An 18,880-nucleotide genomic window follows, 5' to 3' on the forward strand; every position below is an offset into this window, starting at 1 on the left:
AGCGTCTGGGAACAAGGCGCTGCTTCTTCCTCACCCAGGGTGAGTGCTGCCTGCGCCCGGGTCCGCGGAAGCTCTCCGGCAGCGATTGTCAGTGGGCGGTGCAAGACTCGGCAGAACAGGCAACGGGTCCCTCGCAGAGGCGGGGCCCACAGAGGAGGGCAATGATGCTCACCACCCGTTTCGTGACCGGTGCTCCGAACTGGATCGACCTCGGCACCCCCGACATCGAGGGCGCCACCGCCTTCTACCGGGCTCTCTTCGGCTGGGACTTCCGGTCGGCGGGCCCCGAAGCCGGCGGATACGGCTTCTTCCAGTTGGGCGGGCGGACCGTCGCGGGTGGCATGCAGTCCACCGAGGACCAGGGTCCGCCGTCCTGGTCGGTGTTCTTCCAGACTTCGGACATCGACGCCACCGTAAAGGCCGGCGAGCGGGCCGGCGGCGGCACGCCGGCGCCGCCCATGGATGTCATGGACGCGGGCCGGATGGCCATCCTCACCGACACCGCCGGCGCCGTCTTCGGCCTCTGGCAGCCCGGCCGGATCAAGGGCTTCGACATCGCCGGCGAGACCGGCTCCCTGTGCTGGGTGGAGCTCTACACGACGGACGTTCCCAAGGTCGCCGCGTTCTACGGCGCGGTGCTGGGCCTGGAGACCTCGGCGGTGTCGTTCCCGGGCGGCTCGTACACATGTGTGAACCCGGCGGGTGGCGGGGACGACGGGATGTTCGGTGGAGTCGTCGACGTGAACGACGACCCCACGGGCACCGAGACCACTCCGTACTGGCTGCCGTACTTCGAGGTCACCGACACCGACTCGACCGTCGCCGCGGCCCAGGAACACGGGGGCCAGGTCCTGATGCCGGCCACGGACGTGGAGGGCGTCGGCCGCATCGCACGGCTCACCGACCCCTACGGGGCACATTTCGCGGTGATCAAGAGCGCACCGGCTCAGATGTAGGGAGAGAGGACCATAGGCGAGGCGCCCCCCGAAGGGGCGTGGGGAACTGCGCGACCAGCCCCCACCGGCCCGCGGCGAAACGAACCGCTTACCCCGCGAGAGCTACGCCGAGGCGCGGCGTACCAGCGTCGTCGGCAGGACCAGGCCGGACGGCGCGCCCGCCGGGCCGCGCCTGGCCGAGGGGTCGAGGTCGCTCAGCAGCAGGCGGGCCATCAGCCTGCCCATCTCCTCGATGTCCTGGCGGACGGTGGTGAGTGGCGGCTCGGTCTGTTCGGCGACCGGCAGCATGTCGTCGAAGCCGACGACGGCGACGTCCTCGGGTACGCGCCGTCCGCGTTCACGCAGGACGCGCAGGGCGCCCGAGGCGGTGAGGTCGTTGGCGGCGAACACGGCGTCCAGGTCCGGGCACCGCTCCAGGAGTTCCCGCATCGCGTGTTCTCCGCCGGCCGGGGTGAAGTCGCTCTCGGCGATCAGCCGCGGGTCGGTGGCGGGCATGACGTCCCGGAACCCGTCGAGCCGGTCCGCCGCCGAGGTCTGGTCGAGGGGGCCCGTGATGTGCGCGATCCGCGTCCGCCCCAGGGCGACAAGGTGGCGTACGGCCGCCCGGGCACCGCCCCGGTTGTCGCTGTCGACGTACACGGCGTCGCGGTTGCCGTCGCCCCAGCCGGGCCTGCCGCCGAACACGGTGGGCACGCCCGCGCGCCGGACCAGGTCGGGCAGCGGGTCGTCGAGGTGCAGGGAGAAGACGAGGGCGCCGTCGACATGCCCGCCGGCGAGATATCTGCCGACCCGGGAGTGGTCGTCGCGCCCTTCGGTGAGCAGCAGCACGAGTTGGGAGTCGTGGGCGGTCAACTCTTTGCTGATGCCCCGGAGTTGAAGACCGAAGAAGGGGTCGGCGAAGACCCGGGTCTCGGGCTCGGCGATGACGACGGCGATGGCGTCGTGCCGTCTGGTCACCAGGGAGCGGGCCGCCTGGTTGGGCACGTAACCGAGTTCCTCGACGGCCTGCCTGACCCGTTCGACGAGCGGTTCGCGCACACCGTCCCCGCCGTTCACGACGCGTGACGCGGTCGCCCGGGAGACGCCTGCCCGCGCGGCCACGGCCTCCAGGGTGGGACGCGACGCGGTCTCGGTCACTTCGGGGCTCCTCATCGGCGGTTGCCGATCAGGATAGTCCCGGCCCGGCACCGGATGAGAGCGCTCTCCGAACCCGTCAGTGCTCGTGCGCCCCCTGCGCCTCCCCCGCCGCTCTCGCGCCGTGCGACTCGTAGCCGGGAATCGTCCCGTCCGTCTTCCGCACCAGGAACAGACCCGCCATCCCCATGTCCGAGTGGCTCTGCACATGGCAGTGGTACATCCACGCGCCCGCCCCGACCCCCTCCCCCGCGATCACCTGGAAGCCGAAGGAGTCCGCCGGTCCCACGATCTTGTTGTCGACGACCTGACTCGGGTCGTCGGGGCCGGTGAGCAGGCCGGTGCGGTTGTCCGCCCAGCGGTGACCGTGCATATGGAAGGTGTGGTAGTACTCGCCGTGCGTGATCATGACGAACTCGACGCGATCCCCCACGGTGGCCTCGAAGTCGGGGCTCTGATGGCCGGGCCGGTTGTTGATCGTCATGTCGTTGAAGACGATCGTGTAGGTGGTGTCCGGGAGGATGTCGCCCTTGCGCCGGACGATCACCGGGCCGTAGAGGCCCTTGCGGATGCCGCCGGTACCGTGTTCGGTGCCGACGACATGGTCGTGGTAGTGCCAGTAGCCGGCGCTGCCCGCCCGCCAGGTACCGTCCGCGCGGCGGCCCGGGGCGTGCGTGCGCCAGGTGTAGGTGCGCGTGCCGCCGGGTTCGACGTCGCTGCGGCTCAGTTTCGTGCCGTCGCTGGAGATCTCGTAGTCCAGGCCGTGGACGTGCAGGCTCACTGCCACGTCCGTGGTGTTCTCCAGGGTGATGTGTGCCGTGTCGCCCTCGTTCAGCTCGATCAGGGGCCCGGGAACCGACGCCGCGCCCTTCGTGAAGCCGTAGCCCATCTGCCCGTCGGCGAGCCGCTCGACGTACAGCTGGAGGTGTCGTACCTCGCCGCCGGCCGGGGCCGTCCTGGCGAGTGCGGCGGATGCGACGGTGGCGCCGCCCGCTTCGGAAGTGACCGACAACGATGTCGCGACGGCCGCGCCACCCAGCAGCACCCGCCGATTGAAGTCACGCCTGTCCATGCCGAACTCCCCACCCTGGTACGGAAGATGCGCAACGGGAACGAAGGGAACCGGTGAGACGGTAGCGGCACGGGACCCGTTTATCCACACTCAGGACAAAGTTCGTGTCATCCCGGTCATACCCCTTGGCGAGTCACCGAAAGAGGTCTAGCTTCCTCTGCGTTTGCTGTGACCGAGGAGGGGTGGGTGACCACATGCGGTTCACATCGCATCAGGAGTCCAGGTGTTTACGGGAGTTGAGCGCGAGAAACAGAGGCAGCGGCGGGAGCGGACGGCGACGGGCCTGGGCGGCCACCGTCATCGCCGGAGTCGTCACCGCCGGGCTGCTGTCAGGGCCTGCCGCGAGCGCGCGGCAAGCCCCCGATCCGTCGGTGACAACGATGTCCGTCAAGTCGCCGCCCGGCGGCAGCGGTGTACGCGTCCTGGTCTTCCACGGTTCTGCGGCATCCGGTGACGAGTCACCGGTTGTCAACGCCGGGATCGAGGCGATCGAGCGGATCGGACTGTCCGGCCCGGTGGAACAGCGCTTCGAGGTCGAGGCGACGGACGACGCCGCCGTGTTCACGGACGGGCCCCGGCTCGGGACCTTCAACGCCGTCGTCTTCCTGACCGGGGGCGGTGACGTCCTCGACCCGGACCAGGAGGCCGGGCTGGAGACGTACATGGAGGCCGGCGGCGGCTTCGTCGGTGTCCATGATGCGGCCCGGGCGGAACCGTACTCCGACTGGTTCACCGGCCTGTTGGGCGCCCGACCGGCAGGCACCAGCCCAACGGCCGTACAGCGGGCGACCGTTGAGGTCGGTGACCGGCGGCATCCGGCCACCAAGGACCTGCCGGCACAGTGGAAGCGGCCGGACCGGTGGCTCAACTGGGTGAAGAACCCCTCCGGTGAGGTGCACACCGTGGCCCGGGTGCGCGAGTCGACCTACCAGCCCGGCTCAAGCGCCAACGGCTGGGACCACCCGGTGAGTTGGTGCCGTGACTACGACGGCGGACGGTCCTTCTACACCGGCATGGGCGGCACGGTGTCGTCCTACGACGAGACGGACTTCCGCACTCATCTGCGCGGGGCACTGCTGTGGACGACCCGGCTGGCACAGGCCGACTGCAAGGCCACCATCAACGCCGGTTACAAGGCGGAGCGGCTGACGCAGCCCAACCAGCCGGGGCAGAACGACCAGATCGGTGAGCCGCACGGGCTGGTGACCGCACCCGACGGGCGGGTGTTCTACATCGGCCGTGGCGGCGCCGACTCCTCCCAGCCGGTGGTCACCGACTGGAACAACCCGAACATCGGCAAGGGCAAGGGCCAGATCCACGTCTACGATCCGAGGACCGGGAAGGTCGCTCTGGCGGGCGAGTTGACCGTCTTCGGCAACAAGGGCGGCGGGGACGAACTGCTCAAGGTCGAGGAGGGGTTGCTCGGCATCGAGCTCGATCCGTCCTTCGAGCGCAACGGCTGGGTGTACCTCCACTACACGCCCCACGCACGGATCAACCGCGACACCAGGATGGCCGAGCGGTACGTCTCCCGCTTCACGCTCGACCTGGCCACCAACCGGCTCGATCTGAACAGCGAGAAGGTGCTGCTCAAGTGGCCGGTACAGATCCACAGTTGCTGTCACTCCGGCGGCGGGATGGCCTGGGACTCCAAGGGCAACCTGTACATCGCCACCGGTGACAACAACTCCTCCCAGTTCAGCGACGGTTACTCCGGCAACAACCCCCAACCCGCCTACAAGGGCGTGTCGTTCGCCGACGCCCGGCGCACCGCGGGCAACACCAACAACCTCAACGGCAAGATCCTGCGCATCCATCCGGAGGCCGACGGCACGTACACGCTCCCCGCCGGCAACCTCTTCACGGGCCGGGAGACCGACGAGGGCGGCGGAAAGACGCGCGGCGAGATCTATGTGATGGGAGTCAGGAACCCGGCCCGCATCTCCGTCGACAAGGCGACCGACACCCTGTACGCGGGCTGGGTCGGACCGGACGCGAGTGCGCCCTCGACGACCTGGGGTCCGGCGAAGTACGACACGTTCGCCGCCATCACCCGGGCGGGCAACCGGGGTTGGCCGTACTGCATGGGCAACAAGCAGCCCTATCGGGACCGCAATCTGCCCGATCCGGCGAAGCCGCTGGGCTGGTACGACTGCGACCACCCGAAGAACGAGTCGCCGAACAACGACGGTCTGGTCAATCTGCCGCCCGTCACCGGCAACAACATCTGGTACTCGCCCCAGGGCGGCGCCCCCGACTTCCCGCGCGACGCGAACGGCATTCCGTCCTACAAGCAGGCGGAGAGCACATATCTGCTGCCGTGGCTGAAGGGCGGCGGTCAGGCCGCGATGAACGGTCCGGTGTACCGCTACGACGCGGCGAGCGCGAGCACGACCAAGTGGCCGGCCTACTGGGACGGCAAGTGGTTCGTGGGCGACTTCTACGACGCCGACCAGCCGCGCAACGCGGTCGTCACCGACCCGAAGACCCAGGGAGACGGCGGACTGCCCGTCCACTCGGAGTCGTTGAAGAAGATCGTGCCGATCGGGAACGACGGCATCAAGAACCTCATGGACTGGAAGTTCGGCCCCGACGGCTCGCTGTACGTCCTCGACTACGGCCGGGGCTTCTTCACCTCGGACGCCAGGTCGGCGCTGTGGCGGGTCACCTACACCGGCGGCGGCCCCACGCCCGCGGTCGGCGACCTCGTGAGGGGAGCGGAGTAGTGCGCGGACGCAAGGCTCTCTGGACGGCCCTGCTGGCGTCCCTGTTCATGGTCCTCGGACTGACATCGGTGGCAGGGGCTCGCTCCGGCACCGAACCCGCCGCCGGACCGGCCGCAGCTCAGGTCCTCACCTGGACGGCGGACGACGACATCACCAAGTACGCGTCCGTACCGGCCACGGCGGTGGCGGGCGCCACGACGATCGTCTTCGAGAACAGTGCGGCGACCGGCAACACCATGGGTATGCCCCACACGTTGACGTTCGACGTCTCCGACCCGGAGTACAACAACGACGTACCGCTCAACATCCTCGCCAACCCGAACGACGACCAGGGCGGCCGGCACACCGCCGAGGTCACGCTCGCCCCCGGCCGTTACCGCTACTACTGCACGATCCCTGGCCACGGCCAGATGCAGGGCATCCTCGTGGTGACGGAGGGCGGCAGCGGCGACACGACCGCGCCGGAGACCTCGGCGAATGTCACCGGTGCGCAGAACTCGCAGAGCCAGTACGTCGGTTCGGCGAGTGTGGCGATCGGCGCGAGCGACGAGGGCTCGGGCGTGGACCGGGTCGAGTACGCGATCGGCACCGACGGCGCCTGGCAGCCGTACACCGCGCCGGTCGTGATCGACCGGGTCGGAAGCCATACGGTGCGCTACCGGGCGTTCGACAAGGCGGGCAACGCCGCCGCCGAGAAGAGCGTCACGTTCACGGTGGTGGCACCGCCGACGGACGACACGGCGCCGCCGGAGACGTCGGCGACGGTGAGCGGCGAGCGGAACGCGGACGGGGCGTATCTCGACATGGCGACGGTCACCGTCTCCGCCTCGGACACCGGGTCCGGGGTCAACACGGTCGAGTACGCGGTCAACAGCGGGAGTTGGCAGCTGTACAGCGGGCCGGTGATGGTGCATCAGGTCGGCAGCCACAGTGTCCGCTACCGGGCAACCGACAAGGCGGGCAACGTCTCCGCCGAGAAGACCGTCGCCTTCAGCGTCGTCGCCCAGCCCGCCGAGGACACCACCCCGCCCGTGACGGGGGTGACCGTCGAGGGCATCCGGAACGCGAACGGCGCCTACGTCAACAGTGCCAAGGTGACCGTCAGTGCGACGGACCACGGCGGGTCGGGTGTCGCCACGGTCGAGTACTCGCTCGACGGCGGCCCCTATCTGGCGTACACCACACCGGTGGTGGTCGACCGGGCGGGCGCGCACACCGTGGCGTACCGGGCGAGCGACAAGGCGGGCAACACCAGCGACGCACGCTCGGTGAGCCTCACCGTCGTGGCCGGCGGCGGGGTTCCCGCGCCCAACTGCCCGGAGTACGACGAGCGGTTGACAGTGATCGTCGGTACGGCCGACTCGGGGGTGTCCAACCGGGTCACCAACAATCGGTGCCGGATAGGCGAGTTGATCGAGGACGAGCGGGAGTGGACATCCCAAGCCCTGTTCCTCAAGCACGTACGGACCGTTCTCGACCGGCTCGTCAAGGACGGCGCCGTCGACGAGCGCGAGGACGCGGCGATCGAGGAGGCGGCCCGCGCCTCCGGCATCGGCAGGCCGGGTCAGACCGAGGGCTACCGCACGATTCTCGACGGTACGCCCGCGTCCTTCGCCAAGTGGCAACAGGTGGGCGGCGGTTCGTTCGCGCCGAACGGCGACGGGTCGATCACCAGCGGCACCGCGGTCGCGGGGCTCGGCATGCTGTGGTTCCCGGAGCGGAAGTACGCCGACTTCTCACTCAAGCTCCAGTGGCGGGACGACGCGCCGGGCACGGGAAACGCCAACTCCGGTGTGTTCGTGCGGTTCCCGTGGGTCCACGGTCATCCGGAGGAGGCCAGGCCGGAGTGGGCAGCCATCAAGTTCGGGCACGAGGTGCAGGTGTTCGACCGGCCCGACGGCGACATGTACAAGACGGGCTCGGTCTACGGCTTCGACCGGGTGGGACTCGCCGGGGCAGGTGTCACCCAGAAGGGCACCTGGAACGACTACGAGATCAGGGTGGTCGACCAGCACTACTCGGTGTACCGGAACGGCGTCCTGATCAACGAGTTCGACAACACCGGCGGCCAGGACTTCACCCCGCCGCGCTCGGACGATCCGGGCACGGACGGGCGGCGGTTCGCGTCCGGGTACATCGGCCTCCAGGTGCACGGCACTACCGATGTGGTCTCGTACCGGGACATCCGGATCAAGGAACTGTGAGGCGGCCGATGCCCCCGACCGACATGTCGGCAAAGGCGGTTCAGGGGGCGTAGGCAGCGGCCCGGCGCGTCACCGTCATGCTCATGGGGCTGGGTCTCATGGTCCCCTTGACCAGCGGGGTCACCTCCCGTCCGGTGGCGTGCCGGAGTCGCCAGTGCCGCAGCAGGGTCGCGACGACGAGCGGGATCGCCGTACGGCCGTACACCTCGCCGATGCACTGACGGGTGCCGGCGCCGAACGGGAAATGTGCCTCCCGCTGGGCGTCGGTGACCCGGTCGGGGAGCCAGCGGTCCGGGTCGAAACGGTGCGGGAAGGGGAACGCCTGCGGGGCGCGGTGCAGGCAGTACAGGCTGAAGGCGATGTCCGCGCCTCCGGGAATCCGGTGGCCGCCGAGTTCCGCGGGACCGGTGGTGACGCGGCTGAGCAGCCAGAAGGGCGGGTACAGGCGGAGCACTTCGGCGAACACCCGCTTGAACAGGGGGAGGTTGGCGAGGTCCCCGGCGCGCAGCGGCCGGTCGCCGACCGCGATACGCAACTCGCCGAGTACGGCCTCCTCCACCTTGGGGTGAATGGCGAGGCAGTGCAGAAGCCAGGCCGCCACACTCCCCGTGGTCTCGACGGCGGCCAGCAGCATGCCGACGACCTGTTCCGTCAGTTCAACGTCGGTGAGGGTGGCGCCGGTGCGCGGGTCCGTGGCGTGCATCATCGCGGAGAGCAGGTCACCCCGGTCGCGCCCGCCGCTGCGGTACGTCCGGATCTCCCTGTCGATGATCCGGTTGATGCCGTTCAGGGCCGAGCGGAAGCCGATGTTGGCGGGCAGCGGCATCCGGTGCGCCCAGCCGACGGGGAGCAGCATCCTGCGGTACAGCCCGACGAGCAGCTGCGGGAACAGCCGCTGGATGTCCTGCCCGGCCTGCACGGTCCCCGGCCCGGAGAACAGGGTGCGGGTGACGACCTCGGCGGCCAGCCGGTGCATGCCATGGACCATCTCCAGCCGCTGCCCGTTGTGCCAGGACCGTGCCAGCGCGTCCGCGCACGCCTCCGTCACACGGGAGTAGTCGGCGATCCGCCGCTGCTGGAAGGCGGGTTGAAGGATCGGCCGCTGCACCCGGTGGTCGGCGGCGGGGCAACTGGCGACGCTGTTTCCGGCAAGCGCCCGTACACCCTCGATGTAGATGCCGCCCTGCTCGAAGGTCCCCGGGTCGGCGAGCAGGTGCCGTACGAGATCCGGCCGGGTCACGAGGTGGACGGGCCTCGGCCCGACGCGCACGACGACGACTCCGGAACGGGCCGCGGGGCCCGTGTGCCGACGCTCGAAGAAGAGCAGCGGGTCGCGCAGGATCTGCCACAGATGCCCGGCCACCGGGAGGGCGCCGGGGGCGGCCGGCGGACTGGTGGGGACCGTCGAGGCCGGATTCATGGTGCGCTTCCCCCAGGGTCGAACTCGGACGTGTGCCGGGCAGAGCCCGTACGGTCGCAGGTCCGACCGCCGCCGAGGAAGGCGCCCGGAGACAGCGCCCGTTGCACCCGAGCGGCTCGACTCCCGCCCCGTGCGCCCCTGACGTGTCCTCTGATCCCTTGTGTACGTGCCGAGTTGGCGAAGTCAGGCCTTGCGGGCGCGACTTGGCTGTACGCGCCTGGGCTCGCCCGGCATCTTCGGGTACTCCGGGGGATACGGCAGGTCACCGAGTCCGTGCTCGTGTTCGTCGCGGGTGGCGAGTTCGAGCAGGGCGTCGAGAGAGAAGGCGTGGTCGTCCATGTCCGCGTGGACGTCGCCGAGTTGGGCGAATCGGCCTGGCATGGTCGCGAGGTCGAAGTCACGGGGGTGCGCGTCGCCGACCTCCTCCCACTTCAGCGGCGCCGAGACCGGAGCGTGCGCGTGGGGCCGTACGGAGTAGGCGGACGCGATGGTGCGGTCTCGTGCGGTCTGGTTGTAGTCGACGAAGATCCGCTCCCCGCGTTCCTCCTTCCACCACTTCGTGGTCACCTGCTCCGGCATGCGCCGTTCCAGCTCCCGCCCGACGGCGATCGCAGCCCGCCGCACCTGGGTGAACGTCCACCTCGGTTCGATCGGCACGAAGACATGCAGCCCTCGGCCGCCGGAGGTCTTGGGCCAGCCGCGCAGACCGCCGAACTCGTCGAGCACGGCGCGCAGTTCGTGCGCCGCGCGCACCGCGTCGTCGTAGTCCGTGCCGGGCTGCGGGTCGAGGTCGATGCGCAGTTCGTCGGGGTGGTCGACGTCGGCGCGGCGCACCGGCCAGGGATGGAAGGTGAGCGTGCCGAACTGCGCGGCCCACAGCACGGCGGCGACCTCGGTCGGACACATCTCGTCGGCGCTGCGACCGCTGGGGAAGGTGATGTGGGCGGTCGGGATCCAGTCGGGCATGTTCTTGGGCGCCCGCTTCTGGAAGAAGTTCTCGCCGGTCACCCCGTCCGGACAACGCTCCAGGGTGGTGGGCCGGTCGCGCAGTGCCCGCAGGATGCCGGGGCCGACGGCGAGGTAGTACTGGGCGAGGTCGAGCTTGGTGAAGCCACGCTCCGGAAAGAACACCTTGTCCGGGCTGGACAGCCGTACTGTCCGGCCGAACGCTTCCAGCTCCACTGCTTCGCCCATGCGAGCCACGGTAGGCCTACCGCACCAAGCTCGCATACCGGGCGATCACGGTCGAGGGCGCGCAGAATCGGAGCATGGATCTGCCGGTCATGCCTCCCGTGAAGCCGATGCTCGCCAAGTCCGTGGCGAAGATCCCCCCGGGTATGCAGTACGAGGCCAAGTGGGACGGCTTCCGGGCCATCGCGTTCCGCGACGGCGCCGACGTCGAGGTCACCAGCCGCACCACCAAGTCGCTGAACAGGTATTTTCCCGAGCTGGTGGCGGCCTTGCGGGAGCGGCTGCCCGAGCGTTGCGTGGTGGACGGCGAGATCGTGATCGCGCTCGGCGGGCGTCTCGACTTCGACGCGCTCACCGAGCGCATCCACCCCGCCGAGTCCCGGGTGCGGACGCTGGCCGAGCGTAACCCGGCCTCGTTCGTCGCGTTCGACCTGCTGGCACTGGGCGACGAATCGCTCCTCGACGTCCCGATGACCGAGCGGCGCGCACTGCTCACCATGGCGTTGTCCGGCGTAACCCCGCCTGTTCATGTGGCGCCCGCGACCACCGACGCCGAGGTGGCGCAGCGGTGGTTCGAGCAGTACGAGGGGGCGGGCCTCGACGGTGTCATCGCCAAGCCGCTCGCCCTGCGCTACCGGCAGGACGAGAGAGTCATGTTCAAGGTCAAGCACGAGCGGACGGCGGATGTCGTGGTGGCCGGATACCGGCTGCACAAGAGCGGACCGATCGTGGGTTCACTGCTGCTGGGGCTGTACGACGCCCGGGGCACCCTCCAGCATGTGGGGGTGAGCGCCGCGTTCCCGATGAAACGGCGCGCCGAGCTCGTCGAGGAACTGGAGCCGCTGCGGCTCGCGGACGTGGGCGAGCATCCGTGGGCCGCCTGGACGGACGAGACGGCGCACGAGGCGGCGCGGCTGCCGGGGGCGCCGAGCCGGTGGTCGGCGAAGAAGGACTTCTCATGGATTCCGTTGCGACCCGAGCTGGTGGCCGAGGTGGCGTACGACCACATGGAGAACGGGGTGCGCTTCCGGCACACCGCCCGTTTCCGCCGCTGGCGCCCGGACCGTACGGCCGACAGCTGCACGTACGACCAGCTGGACGAGCCTGTGGGGTACGACCTCGCGGAGATTCTCGGCCCCAAGGGCTGAGGTCACCCTCTCGGCACCTCTTCTGTGGGCCGTTCGGTCCTTTGAGCGCGCGCGAGCAGAACCGATCAGGCATGGCCACCAATGACCTGATTAGCGCACAATCATAGACACGGACTTGGTGGCGACGGTGGGCATGCGACAGATGGCGCGAACGGCACGGACCCGGCGGCGCGGGACAGCCACGGCGGCGCTGGTGGCCGGCGCCGTGACGGCCTTTCTGATGGCCGGCTGCACGACGGACGACCGCCCCTCCGACGACGGACGCGGACGGACCCACAGCCGGAGCCAGGAACCCGACCACCGCGATTCACCCGCTCCGGGGAGCGCCGGACCGGTCCTCGCCGTAAAGATCGACAACGTCCGCGCGGCCCGCCCCCAGACGGGCCTGGACGCGGCGGACCTCGTGTACGCCGAGCAGGTCGAGGGCGGTCTGAGCCGGCTGATGGCGGTCTACGCGACCCGGCTGCCGCAGGCCGTGGGGCCGGTACGCAGCGCACGTGAGTCCGACCTGGAGCTGCTACGTCAGTTCGACGAGCCGACGCTCGCCTTCTCCGGCGCCCAGGGCAAGCTGCTGCCGTTGATCGACCGGGCACCGCTGAACGCCGAGTCCCCGGAGTCTGCGGCTTCGGGCGCCTACTACCGGGGCACGGACAAGGCGGCGCCGCACAACCTGTACCTGAGACCGCAGCGGCTGATCGGCGCCGCGCCGGGGGCGGACGCGCTGACCACCGGCTTCCGTTACGGCGTCGCACCCGAGGGCGGGACCCCGGAGAAGTCGCGCACCGTCCGCTTCCCGTCGGCGCGCTTCACGTTCACCTGGTCGGCGGACCGGAACGGCTGGCTGGTGTCGATGGACGGCACCCCGACCGTCACGACCGACGGGGTACGGGTCGCCGCCGCTACGGTTGTCGTGCAGTACGTCAAGGTACGCGAGTCGCGGTTCCACGACGTCCTCGGCAACAACTCGCCGTACACCCAGTCCGTGGGCTCGGGCCGGGCTCAGGTACTGCGCGACGGCCGGGCGTTCGACGCGGAGTGGCGGCGCGGATCGGCCACGGAGGGGACGGACTTCACGACGGCCGACGGTACGCCGGTGAACTTCGCGAAGGGTCAGGTGTGGGTGGTGTTCGCGCAGGCGTGATCTGTACGGCCCGACGCCCTGTGTGCGGAGCCGTGCCCGGGCCACGCTCCGATCGGCCGCCCCCCTGCCGCCCGGGCGGCGCCGGGTACGGCACCCTCGCCCGAAGGACGGGCACGGACCGACACATGCGGCTCCGCCGCCCGGGCGCCACCAGCCGCGGGGAACCCGCGGTGGCCGCATCGCGCCGCCTCGAACGGCAGCCCTGCCCGCGCCAGCACGCCACCCGCCCCGCGCAGCACCGCCGCGAGGGGCCACCAGCAACACCGGGCCCGCGATAACCATGCCGTACACCCAGCGGAGCCCCTACACCTCGAACAGCAACCCCGCCCGCGCCAGCTCGCCCGCCGCCCCGCGCAGCGCCGCCGCGAGGGCCACCAGCAACACCGGGCCCGCGGTGACCATGCCGTACACCCAGCGGAGCCCCTACGCCTCGAACGGCAACCCCGCCCGCGCCAGCTCGCCCGCCGCCCCGCGCAGCGCCGCCGCGAACCGTGTCACCCGCTCCGGCGTGAACCGCGTGCTCGGCCCGCCGAAGGACAGCGCGGCGAGCACGGCCCCGCTCCTCCCCCGCACCGGCACGGCCACCGCCGACAGCCCCTCCTCGCGCTCGCCGTGACTCACGGCGTACCCGTGGTCGCGGGCCTCCTCGATCCAGGTCCGCAGAGTCACCAGATGTGCGGCCCCGTACGGTGAGGCCTCCGCGACCCGGAGCAGCAGCCCGTCCGGGGCGTCCAGCAGCAGTGCCTTGGCGACGCCGCCCGCCCACAGCGGGAGTTCGTCGCCCACCCGCACGACCTGGCGCAGCGCCTGCGGGCCCTCTTCCTGGGCGATGCAGACGCGGTGGGTGTCCCGGCGCACATACAGGTGCACCGTCTCCTTGTGCTCGGCGGCGAGATCGCGCAGCAGGGCCCGGGCCGCGGGTGGCAGCCGCCAGGCCTGTTCGGCGAGCCGGGACCAGCGCAGCAGCGCGGGACCCGCGAGGTAGCGGCCGTGCTCGTCGACCCAGAGCAGTCCGTTGAGCCGCAGGGTCTGGAGCAGTCGCAGCACGGTGGTCTTCGGCAGCCCGGAGGCGCTGACGATCTCACGGAGGGACAGCGCGGGCCGGACGTCGTCGAACAGCCCGAGAACGTCGATGGCCCGCTGGACGGTACGCATCCCCGCGGGTTCGGACTCGGCTGCGTCCCGTGCCCCGGATGATCCTCCGGCTGCCATCCCTGTGCCTCCTCGGCTCCGGACCGCCCCACGGTCCGGGCGGCGGTCTCGCCCCGCACGGTATCCGCTCCCGGTCCGCTGAGCGGACCCGGCCTGGCACGGAAGGGCGCTCAGCGAGGGGAGGCGAGGGGCTCCACCGGGTTGCGCAGCCCTTCCGCCGCGTCGGCGACGCGCTGGATGAGGTCGAGGAAGACGGACTGTTCGCCGGCGGAGAGCGGCGCCAGGAAGACCTGGTTCATCCGGGCTGTCCGCACGGTCAGCCTGCGGTGCGCCCGCATCCCGTCGTCCGTGGGGCGCAGCAGGGAGCGGCGGCCGTCCTCCGGGTCGCGCACCTTGTCGATCAGGTCGCGGCGACCGAGCCTGCTGACGACCTCGGCGACCGTGGACCGGTCGAGGCCCACGCGCTCCCCGACCGTGCGCTGGTCCAGGCCCGGTTCGGCGACCAGCGCGTTCAGGACCGCGAACTGCGGCGAGGTGATCTCCTCGGAGACCATCGTGTTCCACAGCAGGTAGTGCGCCTGCTGGAGTCGCCGGGCGAGGTGCCCGGGGTGGGTGGAGAGGTCCACCGCGGCCATGTCCGCTCCTGGGGTTGTCTCTTCAGAGCACTGAATTTCGTTGGTGTACTGACGATACAGCCCAACGACCGCCGCGTCTCCAGTTGAGCCATACGACCACCACCTGGCATTTTATCGCCACTCTTGACGACGGGACCGGCGAATGGCAGCGTGAGGGAAACCTTGCTGAAATACTCAGTGCCCTGAGTAATTGGGCTCGGAAGAGACTAGGAACCCCTCATGGCTCTCACCCAGTCGGACATCGACGTCGAGGTCGGCGACCTCCAGGACGCCTACGACAAGGCGGTCGCCGAAGGCGCCCCCGTACAGAACCATCCGCCGCGCGACTACGCCCCGTACCGCAGCTCGGTGCTGCGTCACCCGAAGCAGCCGCTGGTCGCGGTGAGCGGCGGGGACCCGGAGACGGTCGAGCTGTCGGGTCCCGTGTTCGGGGTCACCGACATCACCGACATCGACAGCGACCTCACGATCCAGCACCAGGGCGAGCCGCTCGGCGAGCGCATCACCGTCTCCGGACGGCTCCTCGACCGTGACGGGCGGCCCGTGCGCGGCCAGCTGATCGAGCTGTGGCAGGCCAACGCCTCCGGCCGGTACGCCCATCTGCGGGACCAGCATCCGGCACCGCTCGACCCCAACTTCACCGGCGTGGGGCGGGTCCTGACGGATGATCAGGGAGCGTACCGGTTCACCACGATCAAGCCGGGCGCTTACCCGTGGCGCAACCACACCAACGCCTGGCGGCCCGCGCACATCCACTTCTCGGTCTTCGGCACGGCGTTCACCCAGCGGCTCGTGACACAGATGTACTTCCCGAACGACCCGCTCTTCCGCTACGACCCGATCCTGCGCTCGGTGACCGACGAGGCCGCCCGCAACCGTCTGGTCGCCGAGTACAACCACGACCTGTCCCAGCCCGAGTTCTCGCTCGGCTACGAGTGGGACATCGTCCTCGACGGTCCCTCCGCCACCTGGATCGAAGAAGGCCGCGACTGATGAGCGTCTCCCCCGAGAACCTGCTGCCCACCCCGTCCCACACCGTCGGCCCCTTCTACGGCTACGCCCTCCCCTTCCCCGAGGGCGAGCAGGTCGCGCCCAAGGGCCACCCGGACACGATCGCCCTCCACGGGTACGTCCTGGACGGCGAGGGCGACCCGATCCCCGACGCCCTGCTGGAGTTCTGGCAGGCGGCGCCCGACGGCTCCCTCACCGGTGCCCCCGGCTCGCTGCGCCGCGACCCGGTGACGGGCGGCTTCCTGGGCCGCAACGGCACCGACTTCACGGGCTTCGGGCGGGTCGCCACCGACGCCGACGGGCACTACGCGCTGTACACGCTGCCGCCGGGCAACGCGGGCCTGCCGTACATCAGCGTGTGCGTGTTCGCGCGCGGTCTGCTGACCCACCTGTACACGCGCGCGTATCTGACGGACGGCGCCGATCCGCTGCTCGACTCCCTGTCGGCGGAGCGACGCGCCACGCTGGTCGCCGCCGAGGGCGAGCGGCGCACGTACCGTTTCGACATCCGCCTTCAGGGTGAGGGCGAAACGGTCTTCCTGGAGTTCGAGTGACACCACCCGCCGATGCCGAGTCCGCCACCGACACCGGCCTGCTCTCCCCCGGGTGGGCCGGTTCCCCGGCCGCCTCCGCGACGAGCGACACCGCGTATCTGCGGGCGCTGCTCGACGCGGAGGCCGCGCTGACCCGTGCGCAGGCCGGGCTGGGCCTGGCTCCGGAAGCAGCGGCCAGGGCGGTCGGCTCGGCGGTCGACGGGGCCGCCGCCTTCGATGTGCGGTCGATCGCGCTGCGCGCCCGGGCCGGCGGCAACCCGGTGATCCCGCTGGTCGCGGATCTGACGGCGGCGGTCGGCGCGGAGTACGGGCCCTACGTCCACCGGGGTGCGACCAGCCAGGACATCCTGGACACGGCGACGATGCTGGTCGCCGCCCGCACCCTGGACCTGATCCTCGCGGATCTCGACCGCACCGCGCGGACCCTCGCCCGCACGGCCGCCGACCACCGCGACACCGCGATGCCGGGCCGCACCCTCACCCAGCACGCCGTACCGACGACCTTCGGTCTGAAGGCGGCGGGCTGGCGCTCGCTGATCCTCGACGCACGGGACCGCCTGACGACCGTACGCCACAGCCTCCCCGCCCAACTCGGGGGAGCCGCAGGCACCTTGGCCGCGTTCACCGTGTTCGGCACGACCGGGGGCACTGTCGACACCCGGGCCCTGGTCGCCGCCTACGCCCGTGAACTCGGCCTCGCCGCGCCGGTGCTGCCCTGGCACACCCTGCGCACCCCGGTCGCGGATCTCGCCGGGGCGCTCGCGTTCACGGCCGGGGCCCTCGGGAAGATCGCCGCCGACGTGCTGACGCTGGCCCGTACCGAGATCTCCGAGGTGTCCGAGGGCAGCGGCGGCGGTTCGTCCGCGATGCCGCACAAGGCCAATCCCGTACGGTCGACGCTGATCGCCGCCGCTGCCCGGCGCGCGCCACAGCTGGCGGCCACCCTGTACGGGGCGCTCGTCGCCGAGGACGAGCGGCCGGCCGGTGCCTGGCACGCCGAGTGGGAGCCGCTCAGGGAGCTGCTCCGGGTGACCGGGGGCTCCGCCCGGGACGCCGCCGAACTGACCGAGGGGTTGCGGGTCCACGCGGACACCATGCGTCAACACCTCGGCCTCACCCACGGGTTGATCGTCTCCGAGCGGCTGGCCGCCGAACTCGCGCCGGTGCTGGGCCGGGCCCGCGCGAAGGCCCTGCTCACCGAAATGGCCGCCCGCACCTACACCGAGGGACGCCCGCTCGCCGAACTCCTCGCCGAGGAGCCGGAGTTGAAAGACCTGCCCGTCGACGACCTGACCGACCCCGCCCGTTACACCGGCTCCGCCGGCGCCCTCACCGACCGTGCTCTGGAGCGACCGTGACCGACAAGCTGCTGCACCACCGTGCCGAGGGTTCCGCCACCGCTCCCCCGCTGCTGCTCGGGCCCTCGCTCGGGACGTCGTACGCCCTCTGGGACAAGGTGGCGCCCGAGCTGTCCGTCACCCACCGGGTGGTCCGCTGGGACCTGCCCGGGCACGGGGGTTCGGCGCCCGGACTGATCGGGCCCGGGGCCACCGTCGGCGATCTGGCCGCGCTCGTGCTGGCCCTCGCCGACTCGCTCGGCATCGACCGATTCGCCTACGCGGGCGTGTCGTTGGGCGGCGCGGTCGGTCTGCATCTGGCCGTCCACCACCCCGAGCGGGTGTCGTCGCTCGCCGTTCTCTGCTCCTCGGCCCACTTCAACGGCAGCAAGCCGTGGGAGGAACGCGCCGCGCTGGTACGGCGCGACGGGCTGGCCGGGCTCGCGGAGAGTGCCGACGCGCGCTGGTTCACACCCGGGTTCACCGTGCCGGAGCTGGTCGCGGATCACCGGAACGCCGATCCGGACGCGTACGCCGCCTGCTGCGACGCGCTCGGCGCCTTCGACCTGCGTGACCGGCTCGCCGGGATCGACGTGCCCACGCTGCTCGTCGCCGGGCGCCAGGACCCTGCCACTCCCCCTGCCCATCTGCGGGAGATCGCGGACACCGTGCCGGGTGCCACGCTCGTCGAACTTCCGGGCGCCTCGCATCTGGCGGTCGCGCAGTGCCCGGAGGCCGTACTGGCCGCGCTGCGCCCGCACTTCGGGGCGGCACCCCGGCGGGGCATGGAGGTGCGCCGGCAGGTGCTCGGCGACACGCACGTGGACGGGGCGCAGTCGCGGCAGACGCCCTTCACCGCACGCTTCCAGGACTTCATCTCGCGCTACGCGTGGGGCGAGATCTGGACCGACCCGACGCTCACCCGGCGCGAGCGCAGCATGATCACGCTCACCGCCCTGGTCGCCCACGGCCACTACGACGAACTGGCGATGCACGTCCGCGCGGCCCGCCGGAACGGGCTCACCCCCGAGGAGATCGGCGCCGTGCTGCTGCAGACGGCCGTGTACTGCGGGGTCCCGGCGGCCAACTCGGCCTTCGCGGCGGCGCAGCGCGTACTGGCGGAGGACGACGGTACGGAGGGCTGACCCTGCCGGTCGGGGCCTCGGCAGGGTCGACGGCGTGGCTCCGGCCGTGAACCG

At 70.9% G+C, this 18,880-nt stretch carries 15 protein-coding genes; 9 read left to right on the forward strand and 6 right to left on the reverse strand.

The window, feature by feature from the left end:
- Positions 1-164: 164 nt before the first annotated feature.
- A complete protein-coding gene (locus IEY89_RS04950; RefSeq protein ID WP_189146107.1) occupies positions 165-956 on the forward strand; it encodes a VOC family protein in 792 nt (263 codons plus the stop codon).
- 102 nt (positions 957-1,058) lie between these two features.
- Here the strand turns inward: IEY89_RS04950 and IEY89_RS04955 are convergent, their stop codons facing one another.
- Positions 1,059-2,093 (reverse strand): LacI family DNA-binding transcriptional regulator, encoded by a 1,035-nt coding sequence (locus IEY89_RS04955; protein ID WP_189146003.1) that lies wholly within the window; start codon positions 2,091-2,093, stop codon positions 1,059-1,061.
- 76 nt (positions 2,094-2,169) lie between these two features.
- Positions 2,170-3,162 (reverse strand): multicopper oxidase domain-containing protein, encoded by a 993-nt coding sequence (locus IEY89_RS04960; RefSeq protein WP_189146004.1) that lies wholly within the window; start codon positions 3,160-3,162, stop codon positions 2,170-2,172.
- A 194-nt stretch (positions 3,163-3,356) separates the two neighbouring features.
- On the opposite strand from IEY89_RS04960, the gene IEY89_RS04965 reads away from it, so the two are divergent.
- Positions 3,357-5,888: a ThuA domain-containing protein gene (locus IEY89_RS04965; protein ID WP_229695052.1), complete on the forward strand. Its 2,532-nt coding sequence runs from the start codon at positions 3,357-3,359 to the stop codon at positions 5,886-5,888.
- A 47-nt stretch (positions 5,889-5,935) separates the two neighbouring features.
- Positions 5,936-8,092 carry an OmpL47-type beta-barrel domain-containing protein gene (locus tag IEY89_RS04970; RefSeq protein WP_189146108.1) on the forward strand — a complete coding sequence of 719 codons (2,157 nt, stop codon included), beginning with the start codon at positions 5,936-5,938 and terminating at the stop codon, positions 8,090-8,092.
- Between the two features lie 40 nt (positions 8,093-8,132).
- Here IEY89_RS04970 and IEY89_RS04975 read toward each other — a convergent pair whose 3' ends face one another.
- Together IEY89_RS04975 and ligD are read right to left on the reverse strand one after the other, a co-directional pair.
- The gene (locus IEY89_RS04975; RefSeq protein ID WP_189146006.1) at positions 8,133-9,512 is read right to left on the reverse strand and encodes a cytochrome P450; all 1,380 of its coding nucleotides are present in this window, start codon (positions 9,510-9,512) and stop codon (positions 8,133-8,135) included.
- Positions 9,513-9,695: 183 nt separating this feature from the next.
- On the reverse strand, positions 9,696-10,706 hold the full coding sequence (ligD, locus tag IEY89_RS04980) for a non-homologous end-joining DNA ligase (protein ID WP_189146007.1): 1,011 nt from the start codon (positions 10,704-10,706) through the stop codon (positions 9,696-9,698).
- Between the two features lie 74 nt (positions 10,707-10,780).
- On the opposite strand from ligD, the gene IEY89_RS04985 reads away from it, so the two are divergent.
- Together IEY89_RS04985 and IEY89_RS04990 are read left to right on the forward strand one after the other, a co-directional pair.
- Positions 10,781-11,851 carry an ATP-dependent DNA ligase gene (locus IEY89_RS04985; RefSeq protein WP_189146008.1) on the forward strand — a complete coding sequence of 357 codons (1,071 nt, stop codon included), beginning with the start codon at positions 10,781-10,783 and terminating at the stop codon, positions 11,849-11,851.
- A 142-nt stretch (positions 11,852-11,993) separates the two neighbouring features.
- On the forward strand, positions 11,994-12,992 hold the full coding sequence (locus IEY89_RS04990; RefSeq protein ID WP_189146009.1) for a DUF3048 domain-containing protein: 999 nt from the start codon (positions 11,994-11,996) through the stop codon (positions 12,990-12,992).
- 423 nt (positions 12,993-13,415) lie between these two features.
- On the opposite strand, the gene IEY89_RS04995 is transcribed toward IEY89_RS04990, so the two are convergent.
- On the reverse strand, positions 13,416-14,204 hold the full coding sequence (locus IEY89_RS04995; protein WP_229695053.1) for an IclR family transcriptional regulator: 789 nt from the start codon (positions 14,202-14,204) through the stop codon (positions 13,416-13,418).
- 110 nt (positions 14,205-14,314) lie between these two features.
- Positions 14,315-14,779: a MarR family winged helix-turn-helix transcriptional regulator gene (locus tag IEY89_RS05000; RefSeq protein ID WP_189146010.1), complete on the reverse strand. Its 465-nt coding sequence runs from the start codon at positions 14,777-14,779 to the stop codon at positions 14,315-14,317.
- Between the two features lie 219 nt (positions 14,780-14,998).
- On the opposite strand from IEY89_RS05000, the gene pcaH reads away from it, so the two are divergent.
- From pcaH to pcaDC, 4 genes are read left to right on the forward strand one after another with little or no spacing between them, the layout of a single operon-like run.
- Positions 14,999-15,772 (forward strand): protocatechuate 3,4-dioxygenase subunit beta, encoded by a 774-nt coding sequence (gene pcaH, locus IEY89_RS05005; RefSeq protein ID WP_189146011.1) that lies wholly within the window; start codon positions 14,999-15,001, stop codon positions 15,770-15,772.
- Positions 15,772-16,344, forward strand: coding sequence for a protocatechuate 3,4-dioxygenase subunit alpha (pcaG, locus tag IEY89_RS05010; RefSeq protein ID WP_189146012.1), 573 nt, complete (start codon positions 15,772-15,774; stop codon positions 16,342-16,344). Before pcaH ends, pcaG begins: the two co-directional genes overlap by 1 nt.
- Entirely contained in the window at positions 16,341-17,702 is a 1,362-nt protein-coding gene (gene pcaB / locus IEY89_RS05015; RefSeq protein ID WP_189146013.1) for a 3-carboxy-cis,cis-muconate cycloisomerase, read from the forward strand. Before pcaG ends, pcaB begins: the two co-directional genes overlap by 4 nt.
- Positions 17,699-18,826 carry a bifunctional 3-oxoadipate enol-lactonase/4-carboxymuconolactone decarboxylase PcaDC gene (gene pcaDC / locus IEY89_RS05020; protein WP_189146014.1) on the forward strand — a complete coding sequence of 376 codons (1,128 nt, stop codon included), beginning with the start codon at positions 17,699-17,701 and terminating at the stop codon, positions 18,824-18,826. The genes pcaB and pcaDC overlap by 4 nt, the downstream gene beginning before the upstream one ends.
- Positions 18,827-18,880 lie beyond the last annotated feature (54 nt).

Source organism: Streptomyces lacrimifluminis (genome assembly GCF_014646095.1).
Classification (GTDB): Bacteria; Actinomycetota; Actinomycetes; order Streptomycetales; family Streptomycetaceae; genus Streptomyces; species Streptomyces lacrimifluminis.